Source organism: Autumnicola patrickiae (assembly GCF_031846525.1).
In the GTDB taxonomy this organism is placed as follows: domain Bacteria; phylum Bacteroidota; class Bacteroidia; order Flavobacteriales; family Flavobacteriaceae; genus Autumnicola; species Autumnicola patrickiae.
The window spans coordinates 121574-144186 of sequence record NZ_JAVRHM010000012.1; the positions used below are offsets into that span (position 1 = coordinate 121574).

The 22613-nt window shown below is 39.0% G+C and carries 16 protein-coding genes; 10 read left to right on the plus strand and 6 right to left on the minus strand.

Annotation, left to right across the window (positions count from 1 at the left end):
* The first annotated feature begins 105 nt into the window (after positions 1 to 105).
* Together nagB and RM549_RS11605 are read left to right on the plus strand one after the other, a co-directional pair.
* Positions 106 to 2043 (plus strand): glucosamine-6-phosphate deaminase, encoded by a 1938-nt coding sequence (gene nagB / locus RM549_RS11600; RefSeq protein ID WP_311684956.1) that lies wholly within the window; start codon positions 106 to 108, stop codon positions 2041 to 2043.
* A 132-nt stretch (positions 2044 to 2175) separates the two neighbouring features.
* Positions 2176 to 3126: an N-acetylmuramoyl-L-alanine amidase gene (locus RM549_RS11605; RefSeq protein WP_311684959.1), complete on the plus strand. Its 951-nt coding sequence runs from the start codon at positions 2176 to 2178 to the stop codon at positions 3124 to 3126.
* A gap of 12 nt (positions 3127 to 3138) precedes the next feature.
* On the opposite strand, the gene RM549_RS11610 is transcribed toward RM549_RS11605, so the two are convergent.
* From RM549_RS11610 to RM549_RS11625, 4 genes are all read right to left on the minus strand, one after another.
* Positions 3139 to 4359, minus strand: coding sequence for a C40 family peptidase (locus tag RM549_RS11610; protein WP_311684961.1), 1221 nt, complete (start codon positions 4357 to 4359; stop codon positions 3139 to 3141).
* An 88-nt stretch (positions 4360 to 4447) separates the two neighbouring features.
* On the minus strand, positions 4448 to 6055 hold the full coding sequence (locus RM549_RS11615) for a glycoside hydrolase family 10-like protein (protein WP_311684964.1): 1608 nt from the start codon (positions 6053 to 6055) through the stop codon (positions 4448 to 4450).
* 6 nt (positions 6056 to 6061) lie between these two features.
* Complete coding sequence (gene murQ, locus RM549_RS11620) at positions 6062 to 6880, minus strand: N-acetylmuramic acid 6-phosphate etherase (RefSeq protein WP_311684969.1); 819 nt, start codon at positions 6878 to 6880, stop codon at positions 6062 to 6064.
* A 90-nt stretch (positions 6881 to 6970) separates the two neighbouring features.
* Entirely contained in the window at positions 6971 to 8239 is a 1269-nt protein-coding gene (locus tag RM549_RS11625) for a sugar MFS transporter (RefSeq protein ID WP_311684972.1), read from the minus strand.
* 325 nt (positions 8240 to 8564) lie between these two features.
* Between RM549_RS11625 and lepA the strand changes: the two genes are divergently transcribed.
* From lepA to RM549_RS11645, 4 genes are all read left to right on the plus strand, one after another.
* Positions 8565 to 10361 (plus strand): translation elongation factor 4, encoded by a 1797-nt coding sequence (gene lepA, locus RM549_RS11630; protein ID WP_311684975.1) that lies wholly within the window; start codon positions 8565 to 8567, stop codon positions 10359 to 10361.
* Between the two features lie 47 nt (positions 10362 to 10408).
* Positions 10409 to 10609 carry an addiction module protein gene (locus RM549_RS11635; protein WP_311684977.1) on the plus strand — a complete coding sequence of 67 codons (201 nt, stop codon included), beginning with the start codon at positions 10409 to 10411 and terminating at the stop codon, positions 10607 to 10609.
* On the plus strand, positions 10609 to 10911 hold the full coding sequence (locus RM549_RS11640) for a type II toxin-antitoxin system RelE/ParE family toxin (protein WP_311684981.1): 303 nt from the start codon (positions 10609 to 10611) through the stop codon (positions 10909 to 10911). Before RM549_RS11635 ends, RM549_RS11640 begins: the two co-directional genes overlap by 1 nt.
* 137 nt (positions 10912 to 11048) lie before the next feature.
* Positions 11049 to 11807 carry a YebC/PmpR family DNA-binding transcriptional regulator gene (locus tag RM549_RS11645; RefSeq protein ID WP_311684984.1) on the plus strand — a complete coding sequence of 253 codons (759 nt, stop codon included), beginning with the start codon at positions 11049 to 11051 and terminating at the stop codon, positions 11805 to 11807.
* 2 nt (positions 11808 to 11809) lie between these two features.
* Here the strand turns inward: RM549_RS11645 and RM549_RS11650 are convergent, their stop codons facing one another.
* Together RM549_RS11650 and RM549_RS11655 are read right to left on the minus strand one after the other, a co-directional pair.
* A complete protein-coding gene (locus RM549_RS11650) occupies positions 11810 to 13693 on the minus strand; it encodes a cation:proton antiporter domain-containing protein (RefSeq protein WP_311684986.1) in 1884 nt (627 codons plus the stop codon).
* A gap of 157 nt (positions 13694 to 13850) precedes the next feature.
* On the minus strand, positions 13851 to 15881 hold the full coding sequence (locus RM549_RS11655) for a cation:proton antiporter (protein ID WP_311684988.1): 2031 nt from the start codon (positions 15879 to 15881) through the stop codon (positions 13851 to 13853).
* Between the two features lie 242 nt (positions 15882 to 16123).
* On the opposite strand from RM549_RS11655, the gene RM549_RS11660 reads away from it, so the two are divergent.
* From RM549_RS11660 to RM549_RS11675, 4 genes are read left to right on the plus strand one after another with little or no spacing between them, the layout of a single operon-like run.
* Positions 16124 to 17905 carry a cation:proton antiporter domain-containing protein gene (locus tag RM549_RS11660; RefSeq protein WP_311684990.1) on the plus strand — a complete coding sequence of 594 codons (1782 nt, stop codon included), beginning with the start codon at positions 16124 to 16126 and terminating at the stop codon, positions 17903 to 17905.
* A 31-nt stretch (positions 17906 to 17936) separates the two neighbouring features.
* A complete protein-coding gene (locus tag RM549_RS11665) occupies positions 17937 to 18803 on the plus strand; it encodes an MBL fold metallo-hydrolase (RefSeq protein WP_311684992.1) in 867 nt (288 codons plus the stop codon).
* Between the two features lie 8 nt (positions 18804 to 18811).
* The gene (locus RM549_RS11670; protein WP_311684994.1) at positions 18812 to 20506 is read left to right on the plus strand and encodes a S8 family peptidase; all 1695 of its coding nucleotides are present in this window, start codon (positions 18812 to 18814) and stop codon (positions 20504 to 20506) included.
* A gap of 52 nt (positions 20507 to 20558) precedes the next feature.
* Positions 20559 to 22445: a M1 family metallopeptidase gene (locus RM549_RS11675; RefSeq protein ID WP_311684997.1), complete on the plus strand. Its 1887-nt coding sequence runs from the start codon at positions 20559 to 20561 to the stop codon at positions 22443 to 22445.
* The last annotated feature ends 168 nt before the right edge of the window (positions 22446 to 22613 follow it).

Sequence of the window (22613 nt, forward strand, 5' to 3'; positions counted from 1 at the left end):
CAAAATGTTTTTAAATAAAAATCTGTGAGATTAAACTCTTCTTCTTAATTTAGAACAAGTTATACTTATGTAACGAAATATTAAGCTTAAAAACTACCTTCACCTATGGCCAGATTAAACTTCCTGGAAGAAACAAGATTTGAAAAACTTCCCGTTCGTGTTTATAAAAATGAGGACATCGCTTCAAAAAAAGTAGCTCAAAAAATTGCAGATCTTATCCGGAGCAAAACAAAAGCTGGCGAAAAAACGGTTCTGGGACTGGCCACAGGAGCAACCCCTGTACAGGTCTATGAAGAATTAATACGAATGCACAAGGAAGAAAATCTAAGTTTCGAAAGCGTCATCACGTTTAACCTGGACGAATATTACCCAATGCAACCTGATGCTTCCCAAAGCTATGTGCGGTTTATGGACGAGAATCTTTTTAACCATATAGATATAAGGAGGGAAAATATCCATATTCCCGATGGAACTTTAGAAAAGGAAGATATTACAGATTACTGTCTTAATTACGAGAAAAAAATCACTGAAGCAGGTGGTCTGGATTTGCAGCTTCTGGGAATAGGAAGAACTGGACATATTGGTTTTAATGAGCCGGGATCGGCTCCTAATTCCGGAACAAGGTTGGTAACGCTGGATGACCTTACAAGAAGGGATGCTTCCCGCGACTTTGGAGGTAAAGAAAATGTGCCGACCAAGGCAATTACCATGGGTATTGGCACAATATTTAAAGCCCATGAAATTATCCTGATGGCCTGGAGCAAGAAAAAAGCTCCTATAATTAAAAAAGCTGTGGAAGGGGAGATTTCCGGAGAGGTTCCCGCCACTTATCTTCAGTTAACAGATAATGTTGAATTTGTACTGGACAGAGCTGCCGCTTCAGAACTTACAAGGTTTGATACGCCCTGGCTTGTAAAAGACTGTAAATGGACAGACGAGCAGATAAAAAAAGCAATTATCTGGCTTTCTAATAAAATTCAAAAACCTATCCTCAAGCTTACCGACGAAGATTACAACAGCCATGGCATGGCAGAACTGGCTACAGAAAAAGGCCCTGCCTATAACATCAATATAAAAGTATTTAACCAGCTACAGCACAGTATCACCGGCTGGCCCGGAGGAAAACCTGATGCTGACGATTCTCAACGTCCCGAGCGGGCAATTCCCGCAACAAAGAGGTCGTTGATCTTCTCCCCCCATCCCGATGATGATGTTATCTCTATGGGCGGTACATTTATCAGGCTCGTGGAACAGGGCCACGATGTACATGTAGCTTATCAAACCTCCGGAAATACTGCAGTTTGGGATACTGATGTTTTGAGATATGTAGAGTTTGCGATAGATTTCGATAAAAGTTTAGGTAAAAATACTTCTGAACTGGAAGAGACTTATGAAGAAATGCGGACTTTCCTTGAAAAAAAGCAGCCAAATCAGGTAGATATCGAGAAAATCCAGCAGGTAAAAGCTTTTATAAGAAAGTCTGAAGCCATCGCCGGGGCGCGATATGCCGGGCTGGAAGATAAAAACATTCATTTTATGGCGCTGCCTTTTTACGAAAAAGGAAAGTATGTCAAGAATCCAGACACCGAAAAAGATGTGGAGCTAACGATGGAACTGCTTCAGCAAATTAAGCCGCACCAGGTTTTTGCAGCCGGCGATTTTGCAGATCCACACGGCACTCATATCATTTGTTTCGAAATTTTAAAGGAAGCCATGCAAAGGCTTCAGAAAACCGAAGAATGGACAAAAGATTGCTGGCTCTGGATGTATCGCGGCGCCTGGCAGGAATTCCCAACGCACGAAATTGAAATGGCGGTCCCGCTTTCTCCAAATGAAGTAAAAAGAAAAAGACATGCCATTTTTCAGCATCAATCTCAAAAAGATAGCCCCGTATTTCCAGGTGACGACGAGCGGGAATTTTGGGTAAGAGCTGAAGAAAGAAACAGGGAAACTGCCGTAGATTACCACAACCTTGGACTTGCAAATTATGAAGCCATGGAAGCTTTTGTAAGGTGGAAATTTGATGGGAAAAAGAAGAAGTAATGAATCCTGCAAGGTTTCTTTTTAACCTCGCAGAAGGTTAAATTCTGAAAAAGCTTTAGGAAAACCTTATCGCACTTTCCTGTAAAGGAATGTTCTTTTAATTATTTTTACGGGAAATAATCTACGGTTTCTATGAAGAGCATTAGCACATTGTACCGCCTCACCCTTTTTCTTCCTGTTTTACTACTGCTGAATTCCTGCGCCACAAATCCGTACTCCAAAACCAACAGGGTATATAAGAAACAAACAAAGACTTTTGCGAAGGAATTACAGATTTCTCCTGAAGAAGAAATTGCTAAGAATCCGGATATAAAATACGGCGAACACTGGGTTGGAACCACAAATTTTAACCTGAGAAGGCCAAATTACGTGATCCTGCACCATACCGCCCAGGATTCTGTAGAACAGACTTTAAACACGTTCATAACGCCCGAAAGGCAGGTGAGCGCGCACTATGTGATTGGCCACAACGGCGAAGTTTACCACATGCTCAACGATTATTACCGCGCCTGGCACGGCGGAATAGGAAGTTGGGGCACCACCACAGATCTTAATTCCGCGTCCATTGGAATTGAGCTCGACAACGACGGATTTGAAGAATTCAGCGATGCGCAGATCGAAAGTTTGATCGAAGTGCTTAAAATGCTAAGGGAAAAATATAAAATTCCGGCGAAAAATGTCATTGGCCATTCTGATATTGCTCCTTCGCGAAAAGTAGACCCCAGCGTTTTCTTTCCATGGAAGAAATTAGCTGAAGAAGGCTTCGGAATCTGGTATAATGAAGAGGTTATTGACAATCTTCAGTTGGAATCGCAATTTTTCAATTACGACAAGCAACTGCTGATAATGAAATTAAATCCTTTAGGTCGAAAATTGACATTTTTGGACCGTCTCCTTTTTCCGAATATAATTCCTTCAGATTTCAATTATAAAGATGCTTTAAAGATTATTGGCTACGATACCTCCAATTTAAGCTCGGCAATACAGGCTTTTGAGCTTCATTTCATTCAAAAAGACGTAAACGGAATCCTTAGCGACTACGATTTAAAGATTTTATACGATGTTTATCGAAAATCCTTCTAGAATTTACATTTTTTACTCTTCGTTTGAAGAAGAATTGGTAAAAATGTCCTTTTTCCGAAGGTAAGTTAGCCCCTCTCCCTCTTCATCCAGCAAACGCTTAGTCCTGAGGTAGCGGTTGTAGTTAAAATCGTCGTAATTAGGTGCCTCTTTAGCCACACTGCTCACATGAACACTTCCGGAAGAGTGAATAAACTCGTTGTTCCCAATCCACATTCCCACGTGCACTACTCTTTCTGAAGTTGAATCTGTAGCCGGTCTTCCGAAGAACAAAAGGTCGCCGGGAATAAGTTTTTCAAAATTTCGGGTAGAATCGATGAGTTTTCCGGTGTGGACCTGCTGGGAAGCATCCCGCGGAATCACCATTCCGTTTAAAAAGAAGACGGTTTTTGTGTAGCCGCTGCAATCCACGCCTTTAGCTGAAGTTCCTCCCCATAAATACGGTAGTCCCATCAGTTTTTTTGAAGTTGCAATCAGGTCTTCACCTTCAGGATCAAGATTTTCCAGCCAATCCATATACTTTTTCGCTTCATTTTGCTGAATATAAGCCGTCCTTCCATCAGGATATTTCACCTGAAAATATCCGTTTTTTTCTCCGGAAAGTTCAAAAATAGCACCCGCCACTAAATCTGAAACAACTCCTGAAGTTTCATCTGCCTCAGCATAAGAATTTCCGAAGGGCTGAAGGTAAATCAGCTTTTCTGAAGATTTCCAGTCCTTAAATTCTGCATCAGAAAAAATCTGAACTCCTCCCCCATCAACCCAGGATAAATAATTGTCCGGAGTCTGGATTAAATACCAGTTATCTTCCTTTTTATAAACTTTTACGGGAGTTCCAAGCGTCGCCTGCGTCACCAGTTCTGAAGAATGCGCTGCCTCGCCACGCAGGTTTGCAACAGAGATTTTAATTACTCCGTGCTTCATATTCTCCATCTCCTCCTGCGGAAGAATTTTAATACTATCCCGAAAATTGACATTTTCGGCCTCTAACTTTTTTTTCAGGTTGTTCACGGCTTCAGGAAGATTGGATTCTCCTTTTAGAACATAGATATCCTCCTTTTTCTCTGCCTGGATATCAAAAAGTGCCACTCGTTTGTCTGGTGCAAACTCCTGCCGCACCTCAGCAATGCTTTTTTCGGCTTTATTCTCGTTGTTTTCCTCTTTTTGATCACAGGAAACTGCTATAAACAAAAGAGAAAGTCCGAGTAATTTTATTTTATTAATCAATTTCATCATGGTCATTCTTTAAATACATCATTTCTATCCCACAGGTACGAAAATTGGCAAATTTGAAGGCCCTCTTAAAAACCTGTTTGTACAGGAATTATTGAAGTATAATTTCCTTAAAATTACTTTCATTTCCGGTACGATCTACGGCCGTTATTCCGATTTTACTGAAATTTTCAGCATTGTGCAATGTAAAATTCCTTTCATTCCGATTTAAAATTCTGAAATCCCACCCGGAATTTTCATATTTGATGTACAAAACCCATCTAAAAACATCCTCCGTGTCCGGATGTTCCCAATTTAGCTCTAATTTATCTTCCATTTTTGAAATATTCAGCTTTGGCACTTCCGGAGCTTCGTTATCCAGCCACGGACTCGCCGGTACCAGTGCTTTTTTCCTGTACGGACCTTCTTTTAAAGCATGTGCCAGTTCTGGATTTTTCATAATCGGGCCCACATTCCAGTGCACCGCTCCCCGACTGTCCAGAACTCCGCGGGTAATCATGATCTGATTGGTAATTTCATCGGTATCTTTTTCCTCTTCTTCCCCGATAAGCGCGTCATTAATACCCGGCCACAAATGCCTGTTTTCAGTATTTTCATCCTTCCACCAGCTTAATAAAACAGGAAAACTCTGTGCCACCTGGTTGATTTTCCAATACAACTGAGGTGTAAAATAATCGATCCAGCCTTCATTTAACCACAATTTGGCATCTGCATAAAGCTCGCTGTACTGGTCCATTCCCTTTATAGAAGCAGGATAGCCGGGACGCCAAATTCCAAACGGACTAATCCCGAATTTCACATGCGGTTTTTCAGATTTAATTTCAGAATAAATCCGTTTTACAAATTTATTCACATTATCCCGTCTCCAGTCATCCCGGAGAAGTTCTCCTCCTTCTGTTTTATATTTTTCCCAGTTAACATTATCGGGAAATTCCTGCTTCCCGTTATAAGAAGCATACGGATAAAAATAATCGTCAAAATGAACGCCATCGATATCATAACGCTTAACAATATCCATCACCACGGCAGAAACATGATCCTGAGTTCCCTGCTTGGAAGGATCCATCCACCAGAATCCGTTTTTAAGCTTGGTCATAAGCTCCGGCTTTGTTTTTACCAGCGAATTTTCGGAAATATCACCACCTGTCGTATGATAGGCGCGGTAAGGGTTTAACCATACATGCAACTCCATCCCGCGATTATGAGCGGCTTCTCTCCAGAATTTTAAAGGATCATAATAAGGCTCCGGTGCTTTTCCTGTTTCGCCGGTAAGGAAATACGACCATGGTTCGAGATCACTTTGATATAAAGCATCTGCCTGCGGCCTCACCTGAAGGATCACTGCATTAAAATTGTGCTCTTCCAGAAAATCGAGGATCTCCAGCGCCTCCTGTTGTTGCTGACTTGTGGACAAATTCCGCTGGCTGGGCCAGTTAATATTTGCGACGCTGGTCACCCACGCAGCACGAAATTCGGCAATTTTAAGCGGGGCTTCAGATTTCACAATTCTCTCTTCTACAACCTCTGGAATTGCAGGCGGTGGTGGCGGTGACACTTTTTCTGAAGAAGGAAGTGTATCCTTCGGTTCAGGTTTAGTGGTTTCAGAAGTAGGAGAAACAGCGGGTTTGGTGGTTTTACAGGAATTAAACAACAAGACGCTGCAAAAAAATAGCGCAATTAATAATATTCTTTGGGACATTAAGGTCTAGCTTCTTTTATAAACAGATAATACTTTTCTTACACTTTTGTGTTCTTCCAATAGTTTGGCGGCTTCTTTTTCATCAACTCCAAGCTCTTCCATAATCATTCTTGTGCCGCGGCCTACCAGCTTCTTATTGGATAACTGCATGTCTACCATTTTATTTCCTTTTACGCGACCAAGTTTAATCATTACGCTGGTAGAGATCATATTCAGGACCAATTTTTGAGCAGTTCCTGCTTTCATCCTGGTACTTCCGGTTAAAAATTCCGGTCCTGTAATCACCTCCACCGGAAATTCTGAAGCAGCTGCGAGTGGACTTCCGGAGCTACAGGTAACGCAGCCGGTGGCAATTCCGTTTTTTCGTGCATCTTTGATTCCGCCAATCACATAAGGTGTTGTTCCGGAAGCTGCTATTCCCACCAGGACATCTTTTTCTGAAATCTGGTATTGCTGAAGGTCTTTCCAGGCCTGCTCTTTATCATCTTCGGCGTTTTCCACAGCTTTCCGCAATGCTCCGTCGCCTCCGGCAATGAGTCCGATTACTGTATGGTGATCCACACCAAAAGTCGGCGGACATTCTGAAGCATCGAGAACGCCGAGTCTTCCGCTGGTACCGGCACCAATGTAAAAAAGCCTTCCGCCCTGCTCCATTTTCTGAACAATCACCTCCACGAGCTTCTCGATTTCGGGAATAACTTCTTCAATCGCCTCGGGAACGGTTTTATCTTCCGCATTAATACTGGATAGCAGCTGCGAAATGCTCATTTTTTCCAGATCGTTATATTTTGATGATCGCTCAGTATCGGGTTTATTTTCTTTCATGTAAAAGTTTGAGGCAAAGGTTTAGCTAAAATTTAATTTTTCCGAAGGAATTTTTTATTTCTGAAATAGAAAGTTTAGAAATTCCCGTCTTTATGCTTTCCTGATTTTATGTCCGGCAACGGCGTAATAAAGAATGAACAAATAGAGCGGTACCACAACCCAATAAGCCGATTGCTGATCCCCCACTCCTGCAAGAGCACCGTAAGCCAGCGGGATGATGGCTCCCCCGGCAATTCCCATCACGAGTAAAGAGGATACGGCTTTGGTAAGTTTTCCTACATCAGCCAAAGCCAAAGGCCAGATAGCCGGCCACATTAAAGAATTTGCCAGCCCCAGTAAGGCGATAAATGCTACCGAAATGAAGCCGGAAGTAAAAATTGCCCCTATAGAAAATGCAACTCCAAGAATAGCGCATACTTTTAAAGCATTTTCCTGTTTAATATACCTTGGGATGGCAATAATACCTATAATGTAACCCATAATCATCGATACCATGGTTCCCGTAGGGAAATTCCGGGCAGTTTCGAAATCGAATCCCTGGAAAATACCATAATCAATGATGGTATCGGCAGCGATTACTTCCACTCCCACGTAAATGAAAAGGGTAAGCACTCCCAGGACAGCGTGAGGGTAATCCAGAACACTTTTATTACCCTTTGCAACAGAATCTTCATCTTCTTCCTCTTCAGCCTCCACTTCCGGAAGACTGGATTTATAAACCCAAAGAGCTAAAAGAAGCAGTACTACAATAATCCCTATATAAGGCGGAATTACCCTTAGCGCCATCTCGTCTAAGGCAGATGCATTGGTAGTTCCTGAAAGTTCTTCAGCTTTTTCCAATTGCAAAAATGATCCTATAATGATGGGAGCAGCCGCACCTGCAAGCTTATTACAAATCCCCATGATACTAATTCTCTTCGCAGCGCTTTCCGCCGGCCCAACAATAGTCACATAAGGATTGGATGCCGTTTGCAGAATTGCCAGTCCGCTACCCATCACAAAAAGACCGGTAAGGAATAAAGGATAATAACGGGTCATCGCTGCAGGAATAAAAAGTAAAGCACCCAAAGCCATTACAATCAGGGCAACAGACATTCCATTCTTAAACCCGAAATAATTTAAAGCTCTGCTGGAAACAGGCGCCATCACAACATAGGCAATATAAAAGGCGAAGGTGACAAAGTAAGATTGAAACGTGGTGAGTTCACAGGCAATCTTGAGATACGGAATCAACAGTGCGTTAAGCCAGGTAACGAATCCGAAGATAAAAAACAGTGCTCCAATAATAATTATAGAACGATTAGAATCTCCCGAAGAACGTCCAACTTTAGTTTCTTCTACAGTATTTAAGTTTGCCATGTAAAATTATGTTGCTGGTTATTGCCTGATTTAAAGAGTTTTTGATGATTAATTTTTCTTCTTCATGACAAATAAAGAATATCTTTTTTTAATTAAGAAAGTTAAATCACACAAAATCTTAAACTGTTCTTTATAATGACTTTAATTCATTATAATTTATATCTTAAAAATTTATGTTATAAAAAGATCAGAGTTACTAATGAAGTTTGCTCGTAAAGAGGAATTTATCACTGTCTTACAAATATTCTTTAATGACTTGTAAATAAACTATATTTGTAGCCAATTTTTGCTGATCTTTTGTTAGATCCACAACATTAAATTATCGATGAAGAACATACGTAACTTTTGTATTATCGCCCATATTGACCACGGAAAAAGTACCCTGGCAGACCGGTTGCTGGACTTTACAGGTTCGGTTACCGATCGTGAAAAGCAGGAACAACTTTTAGATAGCATGGATCTGGAGCGTGAACGTGGGATTACCATTAAAAGCCACGCCATACAGATGGATTATGAATATGAAGGTGAAAAATATGTGCTGAACCTCATCGATACTCCAGGACACGTAGATTTTTCTTATGAAGTTTCCCGTTCTATCGCGGCATGTGAAGGGGCCTTACTGGTTGTAGATGCCGCGCAGAGTATACAGGCACAGACGATTTCGAACCTTTATCTTGCTCTGGAAAACGATCTTGAAATTATTCCTGTTCTTAACAAAGTGGATTTGCCGAGTGCTAATCCCGAAGTTGTGAGTGATGATATTGTTGATCTTTTAGGCTGCGAACATTCAGATATTATTCCTGCCAGTGCTAAAACAGGATTGGGAATTGAGGAAATACTGGCCGCCATTATAAAAAAAGTACCTGCGCCAAGTGGAAAAGTAGATGCTCCTTTGCGGGCGCTAATTTTTGATTCAGTTTACAATCCTTTTCGTGGTGTGGAAACTTATTTTAGGGTAATTAACGGTTCCATAAAAAAGAATCAGAACATAAAATTTGTTGCTACGGGCAAAAATTATTCTGCAGATGAAGTAGGAACTTTACGATTAAAGCAATTCCCCCGGGAAGAAATTAAAACCGGGGATGTTGGATATCTAATCACGGGTATAAAGGACGCCCGGGAAGTGAAAGTAGGAGATACCATTACCGATGCTAAAAATCCAACAACGGAAGCGGTAGCAGGCTTTGAAGATGTAAAACCGATGGTTTTCGCCGGAATTTATCCCGTAGATACTGAAGATTATGAAGAACTAAGGGCTTCGATGGAAAAACTTCAGTTAAATGATGCTTCCCTTGTTTTTACTCCGGAAAGTTCTGCGGCTTTAGGTTTTGGTTTTAGATGTGGGTTCCTTGGAATGTTGCACCTGGAGATTATTCAGGAAAGGCTGGAGCGTGAATTTGATATGACGGTGATCACTACCGTACCAAACGTGTCTTACCACGCTTACACCAATAGAAATCCCGATGAAGTGCTGCTGGTAAACAACCCTTCAGATTTACCTGAACCTTCCTCCCTTAACCGGGTTGAAGAACCTTTTATAAAGGCTACCATCATTACAAAATCTGATTATGTTGGAAACGTAATGTCTCTTTGTATCGAAAAAAGAGGAGAGATTACCAATCAGACATATTTGACTACAGAAAGGGTGGAATTATCCTTTGATATGCCGCTTGCCGAGATTGTATTTGATTTTTATGACAGGCTTAAAACGGTTTCCCGTGGCTATGCTTCTTTCGATTATTCTCCAATTGGAATGCGACAGTCAAAACTGGTAAAAGTTGATGTGCTGTTAAATGCAAACACAGTAGATGCACTTTCTGCCTTGCTTCACGTGGATAATGCTTACGATATTGGTAAAAAGATGTGCGAGAAACTGAAGGAACTTATTCCGCGTCAACAATTTGATATTCCAATCCAGGCTGCGATTGGTGCAAAAATTATTGCCCGTGAAACAGTAAAAGCACTCCGTAAAGACGTTACCGCAAAATGTTACGGTGGGGATATTTCCCGTAAACGTAAGCTTCTCGAAAAGCAGAAAAAAGGTAAGAAACGTATGCGCCAGGTAGGAAATGTGGAAATCCCGCAAGAAGCATTTATGGCCGTTTTGAAACTGAACGATTAGAAAGTTGATTATCAGCTATTTTTGTATCTTAGTTTAAATTAGGAACTATGGATCTTGTAATCAGAAAATATAATTTAATTCAAAAGCTCACTAAAATTACAGATGAGCACCTTATAGAGCATATTGAAAAAATTCTCGATTCTGATATTACAACTGCACAAAAAGAAGAACTTGACATAAGAATAAAAAACTTTGAAAAGGATCCTGAGAGTGTTTTAGATTGGGACAGTTTTAAAGAAGAATGGTAATGGTTTATTCGGTTAAATTTTTACCCGCAGTAAAACATGATCTTTCCGAAGCAAAAAGTTATTATTCACAAAAGGGAGGAATACAGCTTGCCAATAATTTTAAAAAGGAAGTAAATTCTGAAATAGCATATATTAAGCAGCGGCCTGAACATTATCAAGTTCAATATCGTAACTTAAGAAAGGCTTTAGTGAATAGATTTCCTTATGCTATTTTTTACCATGTAAGACACCAGGAAGTAATCATTTTTGCAATTCTTCATACGCGACAGGATTCCAGCAAAGTTCTTAATAGAGTTCCTTAGTCAAATTTTTAGAGACAATTACAGTCTGATAACCCCCCAATTTTTCGGTTTTATACATTTTCTTAAATTTGTTCTATTACAAATATCGGTAGATCAAACTACAGTCTACCGTCTACAGACTAAAAAACTAGAGAACAATGGCCGGACACAGTAAATGGGCAAATATTAAGCACCGTAAAGGAGCGCAGGACAAGAGAAGGGCGAAACAGTTTACCAGGGCAATAAAAGATATTAGTGTTGCCGTAAAAGAAGGAGGAGGACCAGATCCTGAAGCCAATCCGGCGCTTCGTAACGCCATATCTAATTCCAAAGGTGTAAACATGCCCAAAGACACTATAGAACGCGCTATAAAGAAGGCTAGCGGTGCCGATGCCGACAATTATGAACTGGTTACCTTCGAAGGTTATGGTCCCAACGGAATAGCTTTTTTTATTGAATGTACCACAGACAATACCAACAGGACAGTTGCCTCTGTAAGGTCGATATTTGCCAAAAACGGAGGCAGTCTTGGAACTAATGGTTCTCTGGAGTTTCTTTTCGACAAAAAAGGCGTTTTTGTGCTGGAAAAGGAGAAAATTGAGCGAAATATGGAAGAATTAGAGCTTGAACTAATAGAAGGTGGCGCTACAACTATAGAAAAAGAAGATGATTACATTACTGTTTACACAGAATTTACAGATTTTGGACTGATGTCCTCAAAATTGGAAGAATTAGGCATCGAACCAAAAAATTCTGAAGTACAGCGGATCCCTTTGAACACCATTGAACTTCCGGTTGAAGATTCTAAGAAAATCCTCGCCCTAGTAGATAAATTTGAAGAAGACGATGATGTGCAGAATGTTTATCATAACCTGGAAATTAATGATGAACTTATAGAAGAACTGGAAAAAGAATAATCTTATTTATTTTTATCTACCTCCTCGACTGTTTCTTCGTAATGCTCTTTGTTTTCCATAAGTTTTTCCTTCTGGATTTCCTTACCTAAATAAACAAGTTCATATCCTTCCTCTATTTCTACTTCAGAAGAGTTTGAAGGTATTATTTTTAAGTCCCCTGATAGGGTTTTTACAAATAAGGGTATAATGTCAGGATCTGTTTTTGAAATTTCAATAAGTCCGCCATAATGTGACTGGCTGTTCAATCTTACTTCGTGTATAGTGGGAAAAGCCCTGGAAACTTCAGTTAATTTTATATAATCATCTGTATGGGAGAAAAGCCCTTCAGAAGGATTTTTTTCAGGATTATTCATTTCATCTGAAGAGATAACCCTAAAAGAGCCATTTTCACCAAACTGCTTCGAAAACTTGGAAATTGCAGTTTTATTGATATCACTATTCCCAGTCATCGCCATGATGTAACCGATATCATTAAGTTCGATATTATTTAATAAATCATCTGAATAAACACTTTCTTCAATAGCTTCAATATCTAAATCCTGTGCCTTCTTTACATTATCTGGGTTACTGTCAATTAAAACAACGTGTCTTTGGTTATCCTGTAGATATTTTGCAATTAAACGTGATATAGAAGAGGCGCCTACAATTAAAATACCTTTAGAATCTTTGAGGAAAACGCCCAGTAATTTAGCTACATATCTTGCGGTTGTAGCATTTAACAACACGGTTCCCAGAACCACCATAAATACCAATGGTGTAATATATTCTGCCCCGGGTACACCCTGTCTTGCCAACCTTAAACCAAATAGTGATGCGATACCTGCTGCCACTATACCTCTTGGCCCAACCCAGCTTATAAATAATTTCTCCCTAAAGTTTAGCCCGGAATTAATAGAACTTAAAAATACTCCCAGTGGCCTTAATATAAAGACTATGGCTGCGAAAAGAATTAATGCCTCCTGATTAAATACCAGCATCATCTCTTCCATTTGCATATTAGCAGCCAATAGGATAAATAAAATTGAGACAAGAAGTATACTTAGCGATTCTTTAAAATATAGCAATTCTTTTAAGTTAGGGAGATTGATATTTCCCATAACCATACCCATGATTACTACTGCTAATAAACCGCTTTCATGGGCAAAATTATCTGCTAAGACAAAAACACCAATTACAACGGCAAGGGTAAAGACATTTAGAAGATAATGGGGAATAATATTTTTTTTTATAGCATAAACAAGAGCATGTGCAAAGGCAAAGCCAAAGGTGCAACCAAATAAAACTATGCGGCCAAATTCCATAAGTGCCCTGCTGGTAAAATCCTGTCCGTCTTCAATACGTATAAATTCAAAAACTAAAACGGCAATTAATGCACCTATAGGATCTATTAATATACCTTCCCATCTTAGTACTGATGAAATATCTTTTTTTAACGGAATATTCCTTAAAATAGGCGCAATAACGGTGGGTCCGGTCACTATAACAAGGGCGGCAAAGAGAAAGGAAATTTGCCAGGATAATCCAAAAATAAGGTGGGCCGCAAATCCTGCTCCCACAAATGTAACAGCAACAGCTATGGTTATTAATTTCAGGATTACGGGTCCTATATTAGATACTTCTTTCTTTCTAAGGGTTAGACCACCTTCAAAGAGAACGACGGCAATTGCAAGGGAAACAAAGTAAAATAAACTTTCACCTGGAAATAATCCTTCATTTCCATTCCAGATAGGTTCAAGCCACTTGGAACCATCATCAGAAAGTAAGGTAGAAACTGGCCCTACAAAAATGCCTATTAAAATAAGTGGTAGAATCGCAGGTATTTTAAGTCTCCAGGCTACCCATTGAGCTAATATTCCAAGTATTACAAGTGCGGCTAATTCTATCATTTAAAAAAATTGAACTGTGCTAAAATAAATCGGGAGAAAGTTATTCTTTTTTTAATGCAAATCATGTCTTTTGCTGATAAAAATCAGTCTGGATACCGTACTAATCCAGTAAAACTGAAGATAAAAGAATAGTTATATTAAATAACCGGTAGTTCTACTAATGAGGCAAAACGATAATTTTTGTATTTTCTTCAAAGTAAGATTCCATTTTCCTGGGAATTTGCTCCAGGATAGGTAAATAAGCTACAGTTCCTTTTCTCGCAGTAATTAACATAAGTATGTCTTCAGGTCCCACATCTTTTGCGATAATTAAAAAATCTTCCCAATTACTGAAGGTGTTAAAACTAAATGGTGCCCTTAGATTAAGCTTATCGATAAAAGTTTCAATAGCAGATTGCGTTTCGGCAGTACAATTCATTACAATGGGGATACTTAATTCCTCCGCCATTTTAATCAGTTTTTTCACCCATAATTCAAAACCGTCCATTTCTTCTGAACGTGGTGGTGCAGCTACAATAATTGTTTGATGTGTCGCCCAGGGTTTATCAGACTGACAGAGGAAAATGGTTTTTCGAGTTTGATTTATAATTTTACTCATTTTATCACCAATAACTTTATTCTCACCGGAGCTTGTAGGCCATCCCATGACAATTAAATCTGCAATAATTTCCTTGGATTTTCGCGCTATACCATTGGCAATATCTTTGTCTATAGTAGCAGTAACATCCACATCAGTCTCTGTTGCAGAAGCCTGCTTTACAAAATCTTCAAGTTTTGTCCTGGCCTGTGCAATATTTACTTCTGCCTGTTCATCGTTTGGTACTACAGTAAGGATAGAAACCGGATTTGAGCTACTTTTATCTCTAATTAAAATGGAAAAATCGAGTAATTTTTCAAGATTAGTAATATTGGCTAATGGGAGTAAAATTGACTCCATCTTATAAGATTCTGATTTTTTAATCTCTTCCGGAATAACTTCTTTAGCCTCTGCAGCCATTTTTTTTGCAGCATTTTCTGTAGCCAGAGTTGCTACAACAGATGTGACCAGAATAAGGATAATTGTCCCATTAAGGATATTTTCATCAATAATTTCAGCATTATAACCAACAATAATTACTGCAAGAGTAGCAGCAGCATGACCACTACTCAATCCGAAGATGACTTTACGTTGAGAAGAAGAATATTTAAACACCAGTTGGGTAAAAAAAGCAGCAAGCCATTTTCCTGAAATAGCTACTATAGATAAAGTTGCTGCTACAACAATCGCCATATATCCACTAAAAATTACAGATATATCCACCAACATCCCTACACTTATAAGGAAGAAAGGAATAAACAGCGAATTTCCCATAAATTCAATCCTGTTCATAAGAGCAGAAGAGTGTGGAATTAACCTGTTTAAAGCCAGTCCTGCAAGGAAGGCCCCAATAATATCTTCAACCCCGGCCAGTTCAGCAAGAAAGGCCGAAAGAAACACAACTGCTAAAACAAATATGTAGTGCGAGTGCTTTTCTTTTTCCATACTGGTGAAGAACCATTTGGCAATTCTTGGTACTACTAGAAACATAATGGCACAAAAAATACTTAAAGAAATTATAAGTTTTAGCCAGAAATCTGCTGTTAAGCCCCCTTCCTGGGCATTTCCCATAATTACCGCAAGGATAATTAAAACAGCTGTATCGGTTAAAATAGTACCGCCCACAGTTATGGCCACTGCTTCATTTTTTGATACTCCCATTTTGCTTACTACAGGATAAGTGAGCAATGTATGGGTAGCAAACATACTGGCCGTTAAGAAACTGGCATTAAAATCATATCCAAGGAGATAGAAACATACTGGAAATCCAATTGCAAGCGGCAGGGCAAAAGTAAAAAGCCCAAAAAGAAAACTTTTATTCCTATTGACTTTAAATTGATTCATATCAAGCTCCAGACCTGCTATAAACATAATGTACAGTAGCCCTATGGTTGAGAATAAATCAATTGCCGTATTCTGTTCCAGAAGGCCTACCCCATAAGGTCCGATAATTATTCCGGAGACGATCAAAACAATAATTCCGGGTATATTTATTCTTCGCAATAAGATTGGTGAAACAAGAATAATTAAAAGGATAAGTGCAAAAATGAGGACCGGATTGCTTAATGGTAATTCGAACTCATGGTGAAGGGTTTCTAGGAACTCATTCATATTTTATAGGGAATAGGAAATTGAAATAAAAAATAAAGACGACGAGTACAGGTTTTTGATTCTCATTGTCTTTTAATAAAATTCTTTAAACTGCGAAAATTTGCTTTTTTGGCTATACTACTAAAACTTTCTGATTTTAAAGGCGAAATAATTTTCAAAGATTTGTTAAAAACACTTTGATTATATTGCATCGTAGGATTTGAAAAAGAGGCATTAACCATTTTTAAAGATTAAAGTTCATTATGGAAGAATTAAACATCTTAAACCTCCTCATCATACTTGCAGCCGCATGGATAGGGGGTTCGGCAGCCAAAAAACTCGGGTATCCTGCTATTTTAGGAGAACTGGTAATAGGAATTTTACTGGGACCTGCACTTTTCGGAATCCTGGAAACTTCAGAAATGATAAGTGTTTTAGCTGAAGTCGGGATTATTCTTTTAATGGTTTATATTGGAATAGAAATAAATTTCCGTGACCTTGGAAAAGCTTCGTGGCCCGGGCTTCTGGCAGCTATTGGAGGTTTTGTAGTTCCGTTTGCATTAGGATATTATACCATAATTTATTTTGGAGGTGAACCTCTGGCTGCTGTTTTTGTAGCTATTGCCGTTGCCGTAACTTCTCTGGCCACAAAGAGCAGGATCCTCGTGGACCTCAAACTCCTTAATACCCGAATAGCCTATGTTTTAATGGCCGGTGCATTAATATCTGATACTCTTGCATTAATAATTTTTGCGGGTATAGTAAGTTTTGTAGATGTAGGCAGCATAGATACCATGGGTCTTATTTGGGTTGCAGGAAAGGCTATTCTGTTTTTCATTTTTACAGCACTTGCGGGAATTTATCTTCTTCCGCTTTTGGGAAATTACCTTATGAAGGCGAATGTTAATAGCCGTACCCTTCATTTCACGCTTATCTTAATTATCGTTTTTGGATTTTCTGAACTTGCTGAAATTGCAGGCCTTCACAGCATACTGGGTGCATTTATGGCTGGATTATTTATCAGGGATGGTGTTTTTAACCGACAAATTTCAAAAGAAATTAATAATATCTTTCATGATATCTCCATAGGGTTTCTGGCGCCTATCTTCTTTGTTTCAGCCGGTTTTAATGTAACACTGGAAGTATTTCAAACAGACCTGGCTATGTTAATTGCCGTAACCCTTGTAGCAATGATAGGTAAGATTTTTGGTACAGCTATTTTCTATCTCCCCAGCGGTTTTGGATGGCGTGAAGGTATCACTGTTGGAACAGGAATGAATGGCAGGGGAGCCGTGGAAATTATTATTGCCGGAATTGGCCTGCAAATGGGCATTATCACTTCCGAAATTTTTTCAATCTTAGTCTTTATGGCTATTTTTACAACTCTTACTGTCCCAGTATTTCTTACCTGGACAACAAATTGGCTGCGTAGCAGGGGAGAACTGGTACATCAGGAATCCAGGAGCGGTTATATCATCCTGGGAGCAAATCCTCTGGGACTTTATTTGGCAAAACATCTACAGGAAAAGAATGAAGTGATCATTATAGATGCTAACCGTGACCTGGTGAATGAAGCCAAAAATCAGGGATTTAATAGCATGTACGGCAATATCCTTAGGGAAGAGACCTTTGAAGATGCCAAAGCTATAGAAAAAGGAACTTTTATTGCGCTTACAGATAACAGTGAAATTAACTTTCTGGCCACACAATTAGCAAATGAAGCTTTTTATGTACCTAACAAAATAGTGCTTGTTTCACCTAAAAAAGGTGGGGCAGATGTCGATATGCTGGACAGGATTAATGCCACCTCCATGTTTGCAGATAAAACGGAATTGAAGCCATGGACAAGAAAGATATCTTCCGGAAATTTTGAAGAAAAAACTGTTGAAATAGAAGAAGCTATTTCTACCCGCGACTGGGTAAAGGAGCATAGAAATAATAATAGTATCCTCCCCATTTTAATAACCGATAGTGAAGGAAATAAGCGGGCATTTCGTTATAATGATACTATTAATCCTGAAGAAATAGTAACTTACCTTCAATAGGTAGTATTGAATAAATCTAAAAATAAACCACATGAATTTATATCCAATAGAAGCAGGAAATTTTAAACTTGATGGAGGGGCAATGTTTGGAGTAGTGCCCAAAAGTCTCTGGTCCCGTACAAACCCTGCCGATAACAACAACATGATAGATATTGCCGCCCGCTGTTTACTTATAGAAGATGGTGATAAACTTATTCTTATAGACACTGGGATGGGAAGTAAACAAAGTGAAAAATTCTTTAGCTATTATTATCCCTGGGGTGAACATTCCATGGATAAATCTTTAAAAAAGCACGGCTTTCACCGGGATGACATTACAGATGTCTTTTTGACGCATCTTCATTTTGACCATTGTGGTGGTGCTATCCAGTGGAACAAAGACCAAACAGGTTATGAGCCTGCTTTTAAAAATGCCAGTTTCTGGAGCAATGAAAAACACTGGTTATGGGCTACACAGCCCAATGCCCGGGAGAAAGCTTCTTTCTTAAAAGAAAATATTATTCCTATAAAGGAAAGTGGACAATTACGTTTTCTTGAACGGAACGGGGATAAACAAAATTACGCAGAATCTGATGTCCTGGGGTTTGGCGCATTATTTGTAGATGGACATACAGATAAGCAAATGATCCCTCATATAAAATATAAAGGCAAAACTCTGATTTTTATGGCAGATCTGCTGCCAACCGCTGGTCATATTCCTTTGCCTTACGTTATGGGTTACGACACCAGACCGCTGCTTACCCTTCCGGAAAAGAAAATTTTCCTGAACAAAGCAGCAGATGAGGAGTATTTTTTATTTATGGAACATGATGCAAATAACGAAATTATCACTCTTAAACATACAGAAAAGGGAGTGAGAATGGACAAGTCCCTAAAATTTGATGAAGTTTTTAATTAATTTAATTTATGAAAATACCTATTTATAAGTCTTTCCTGGCGCTAACAGCTGCAGCTATGCTTTCCGCTTGTGGAAGTACTTCTCCACGCCTTGTATCTACACCTATTGAAAGAATAGATTCAATCCCGTTAAAAGTAACAGATTTATCTGAAGCTCAACTCAGGAATTGGAGTGCTGCAGATTTAAAATATGACACCATTCCAGGAATGAGTGTTAATCGAACTTATAACGAAATTATACAGAACCATAAAGGTAAAACAGTTATTGTAGGTGTTATAGATAGCGGTGTTGATATTGAACATGAAGACCTGCAAAGTGTAATCTGGACGAATTCAGATGAAATTCCCGGAAATGGGAAGGATGATGATAAAAACGGATATGTTGATGATATTCATGGTTGGAACTTTCTTGGTGATGCGGTAGAAGAGAATATGGAATATGTACGTATATATAAACGTCTTAAACCAAAATATGACGGAAAACCCGCCAGCTCCATAAGCACAGCAGACCGGGAAGAGTATATTATGTATCAGCGTGCTAAAGAAGAATATAATAAAGAACTGGCAGAAGTCAATCAAAATAAGCAACAGTATAATCAAATAAAGGAACAGCTTACTACAGCTCATAAAGCCGTTTCTGCAAAACTTGGGAAAGAAGATTATACTAAAGCTGAACTTTCAGCATTTCAGCCTGAAGATCAGCAAATGGCGCAGTATAAAGGAATGTTGGGTCAAATTCAAAATAATGTAAATGAGAATATTCCCGAAGCTTTAAAAGAACTTGATGAGGCCATTGAGTATTATGACAAAAGGTTAGATACACATTTTGATCTTGATCTGGACGGCAGGGCAGTAGTGGGAGATGACCCTTACAATATTAACGACACAAACTATGGAAATAATGATGTAGATGGTCCTACTCCAGATAAGGAAGATGTAAAACATGGGACCCATGTTGCCGGAATTATTGCTGCACAACGGGATAATAATATTGGTATTGATGGTGTCGCCAATAACGTGGAAATTATGGCTATACGTGCCGTTCCCGATGGAGATGAATATGATAAAGATATTGCACTTGCCATAAGGTATGCCGTAGATAATGGAGCAAAAATTATAAATACCAGCTTTGGTAAATATTTTTCTCCAAATCCGGAATGGGTGATGGATGCGATAAAATATGCTGCGGAAAATGACGTACTTATTGTAAATGCTGCAGGAAATGAAAGTTTAGATCTGGACCAGACACAGGTTTTTCCTAATGATCAATCTCCTGAAGCAACTCAGGAAATTAGTAATAATTTCCTGACTGTAGGATCACTAAACTTCGATTATGGGTCCGGATTGGTTTCCGGGTTTTCCAACTTCGGAAGAACAAACGTAGATGTTTTTGCCCCCGGAAGTAAAATTTGGTCTACTACCCCAAATGATGAATACGAATTCTTGCAGGGAACTTCTATGGCGGCACCGGCAGTTAGCGGTGTTGCGGCAATGATACGCTCTTATTATCCAAAATTAAGCGCGGCACAGGTAAAGCAAATTATTATGCAAAGCGGACTTGCTACCGGCACTATGGTCTTAGTTGGAGAGCAGGGGCAAAAAACCAAAAACTTCAACGAATTATCAAAATCTGGTAAAATGGTGAATATGTATAATGCCTTTATTCTTGCAGATCAAGTATCAAGAGGTGAAACCAACCTTTAAGAAATAAATTATTAAATCAAAAAACCAGCAGTCTTTTAATAAATTCAGATAGATGAAAAAGATACTTTTAAGCATAAGCATATTTACTATTGCCTTAGTAAACGCTCAAAATAATACTAATTACTGGCAGCAACATGTAGATTACACTATGGAAGTGGAGATGGATGTTGAAAATTATAAATATACCGGCACCCAGGAGTTGGAATACACAAACAATTCCCCAGACACACTAAATAAGGTTTTTTATCATCTCTATTTTAATGCTTTTCAGCCGGGAAGTGAAATGGATATCAGGCTTCAAACTATTCCAGATCCAGATGCAAGGATGACCAATAACCTGGGTACAAGGGAGAATCCGCAGTATGAGAGTAGGATTTCTAAATTAGAGTCAGATGAAATCGGGTATTTAAGAGTTAAATCACTCTCTCAAAATGGCAATTATCTTCAATTTGAAGAGGTGGGAACCGTGCTGGAAGTAAATCTTGAAAAACCAATTCTTCCGGGAGAGAAAACCACTTTTAAAATGGGATTTGAAGGCCAGGTACCTTTACAAATCCGTCGTTCAGGAAGAAACAGTGCTGAAGGTGTTGCACTTTCCATGAGCCAGTGGTATCCTAAATTAGCAGAGTATGATTTTGAAGGATGGCACGCAGATCCATATATCGGAAGGGAATTTCATGGAGTATGGGGTAATTATGATGTGAAAATTACCATAGATAAAGATTATATCCTTGGAAGCACTGGATACCTTCAGAACGCAGATGAAATTGGTTATGGTTATGAAGAAGAAGGAACAACTGTTAATAGAAACAAAGGTAAAAACCTAACCTGGCACTTTGTTGCTCCACAAGTTCACGACTTCACCTGGGCAGCAGATCCCGGATATATACATGAAAAGTTAACCGCAGAAGATGGTACGGTGCTTCATTTTCTTTATAAGGATAATCCTGAAATTAAGGAAAACTGGAAAAACCTTCAGCCAAAAACCGAAGAACTTCTGTTATTCTTCAATGAGCATATAGGACCCTATCCATGGGATCAATATTCTGTAGTTCAGGGTGGAGACGGTGGTATGGAATATGCCATGCTAACACTTATCACGGGCGAAAGAAGTTTTGGAAGCCTAGTGGGAGTTACCGCACATGAGCTTGCACATGCCTGGTTTCAGCATCTATTAGCCACCAATGAGTCTAAACACGAATGGATGGACGAAGGTTTTACTTCCTTCATTTCAGACGAAGCTATGAATGAAGTAATGAACACGAATGAGGAAAACCCACATACAGGTTCTTATCGCAGTTATTATCAGTTGGCCCAAAGTGGTGTGGAACAGCCTCAATCTACTCATGCAGATCGTTACAATTATAATTTTGCCTATGGTGCTGCAGCATATTCCAAAGGTGCTGTTTTCCTTGCCCAATTAGAATATATAATTGGCGAAGAAAATCTTCAGAAAACTTTAAAAAGATACTACGACGAGTGGAAATTTAAACATCCAACTCCAAACGACTTTATAAGGATTGCTGAAAAGCTATCTGGAGCAGAACTTGATTGGTATTTAACCGACTGGACACGTACCACAAACGTCATAGATTACGCTATAGAATCTGTTGAATCTGAAGGAGACTCCACCAATATCACTTTAAAAAGAAATGGAGCTATGCCAATGCCGGTAGAGGTTACCGTTACTTATAACGATGGTGAAGAAGAACTTTTTTACATTCCTTTGCAGATAATGAGATGGGAAAAACCTGCTTCTGGTGAAACAAACAGAACTGTGAAAGATGACTGGGCCTGGGCTTACCCCACTTATGATTTAAAAATCGATGCCGAAAAAAGCCAAATATCGTCCATAGTTATAGATGAGTCCCAGTTAATGGCAGATATAGACAGAAATAATAACCAATACGGAACAGAATTAGAAAATTCTAACGAATAGATAATTTCTAAAGCTTACGCTGAAAGCCTGGAGGTTTTATTTGTTACTTCAGAAGATATTTCTGTTTCTAAATAGATTTCGGAATATCTTTTGAACAACAATAATTACTTTCAGGCTTTTTTTGATCATAAAAAAGAGATTCCGAAGGAACAGATTTAATTGTATGCT

Coding starts and splice junctions, on each gene's coding strand:
- nagB (WP_311684956.1), top strand. CDS start 106: ATGGCCAGATTAAACTTCCTGGAAGAAACAAGATTTGAAAAACTTCCC.
- RM549_RS11605 (WP_311684959.1), top strand. CDS start 2,176: ATGAAGAGCATTAGCACATTGTACCGCCTCACCCTTTTTCTTCCTGTT.
- RM549_RS11610 (WP_311684961.1), bottom strand. CDS start 4,359: ATGATGAAATTGATTAATAAAATAAAATTACTCGGACTTTCTCTTTTG.
- RM549_RS11615 (WP_311684964.1), bottom strand. CDS start 6,055: ATGTCCCAAAGAATATTATTAATTGCGCTATTTTTTTGCAGCGTCTTG.
- murQ (WP_311684969.1), bottom strand. CDS start 6,880: ATGAAAGAAAATAAACCCGATACTGAGCGATCATCAAAATATAACGAT.
- RM549_RS11625 (WP_311684972.1), bottom strand. CDS start 8,239: ATGGCAAACTTAAATACTGTAGAAGAAACTAAAGTTGGACGTTCTTCG.
- lepA (WP_311684975.1), top strand. CDS start 8,565: ATGAAGAACATACGTAACTTTTGTATTATCGCCCATATTGACCACGGA.
- RM549_RS11635 (WP_311684977.1), top strand. CDS start 10,409: ATGGATCTTGTAATCAGAAAATATAATTTAATTCAAAAGCTCACTAAA.
- RM549_RS11640 (WP_311684981.1), top strand. CDS start 10,609: ATGGTTTATTCGGTTAAATTTTTACCCGCAGTAAAACATGATCTTTCC.
- RM549_RS11645 (WP_311684984.1), top strand. CDS start 11,049: ATGGCCGGACACAGTAAATGGGCAAATATTAAGCACCGTAAAGGAGCG.
- RM549_RS11650 (WP_311684986.1), bottom strand. CDS start 13,693: ATGATAGAATTAGCCGCACTTGTAATACTTGGAATATTAGCTCAATGG.
- RM549_RS11655 (WP_311684988.1), bottom strand. CDS start 15,881: ATGAATGAGTTCCTAGAAACCCTTCACCATGAGTTCGAATTACCATTA.
- RM549_RS11660 (WP_311684990.1), top strand. CDS start 16,124: ATGGAAGAATTAAACATCTTAAACCTCCTCATCATACTTGCAGCCGCA.
- RM549_RS11665 (WP_311684992.1), top strand. CDS start 17,937: ATGAATTTATATCCAATAGAAGCAGGAAATTTTAAACTTGATGGAGGG.
- RM549_RS11670 (WP_311684994.1), top strand. CDS start 18,812: ATGAAAATACCTATTTATAAGTCTTTCCTGGCGCTAACAGCTGCAGCT.
- RM549_RS11675 (WP_311684997.1), top strand. CDS start 20,559: ATGAAAAAGATACTTTTAAGCATAAGCATATTTACTATTGCCTTAGTA.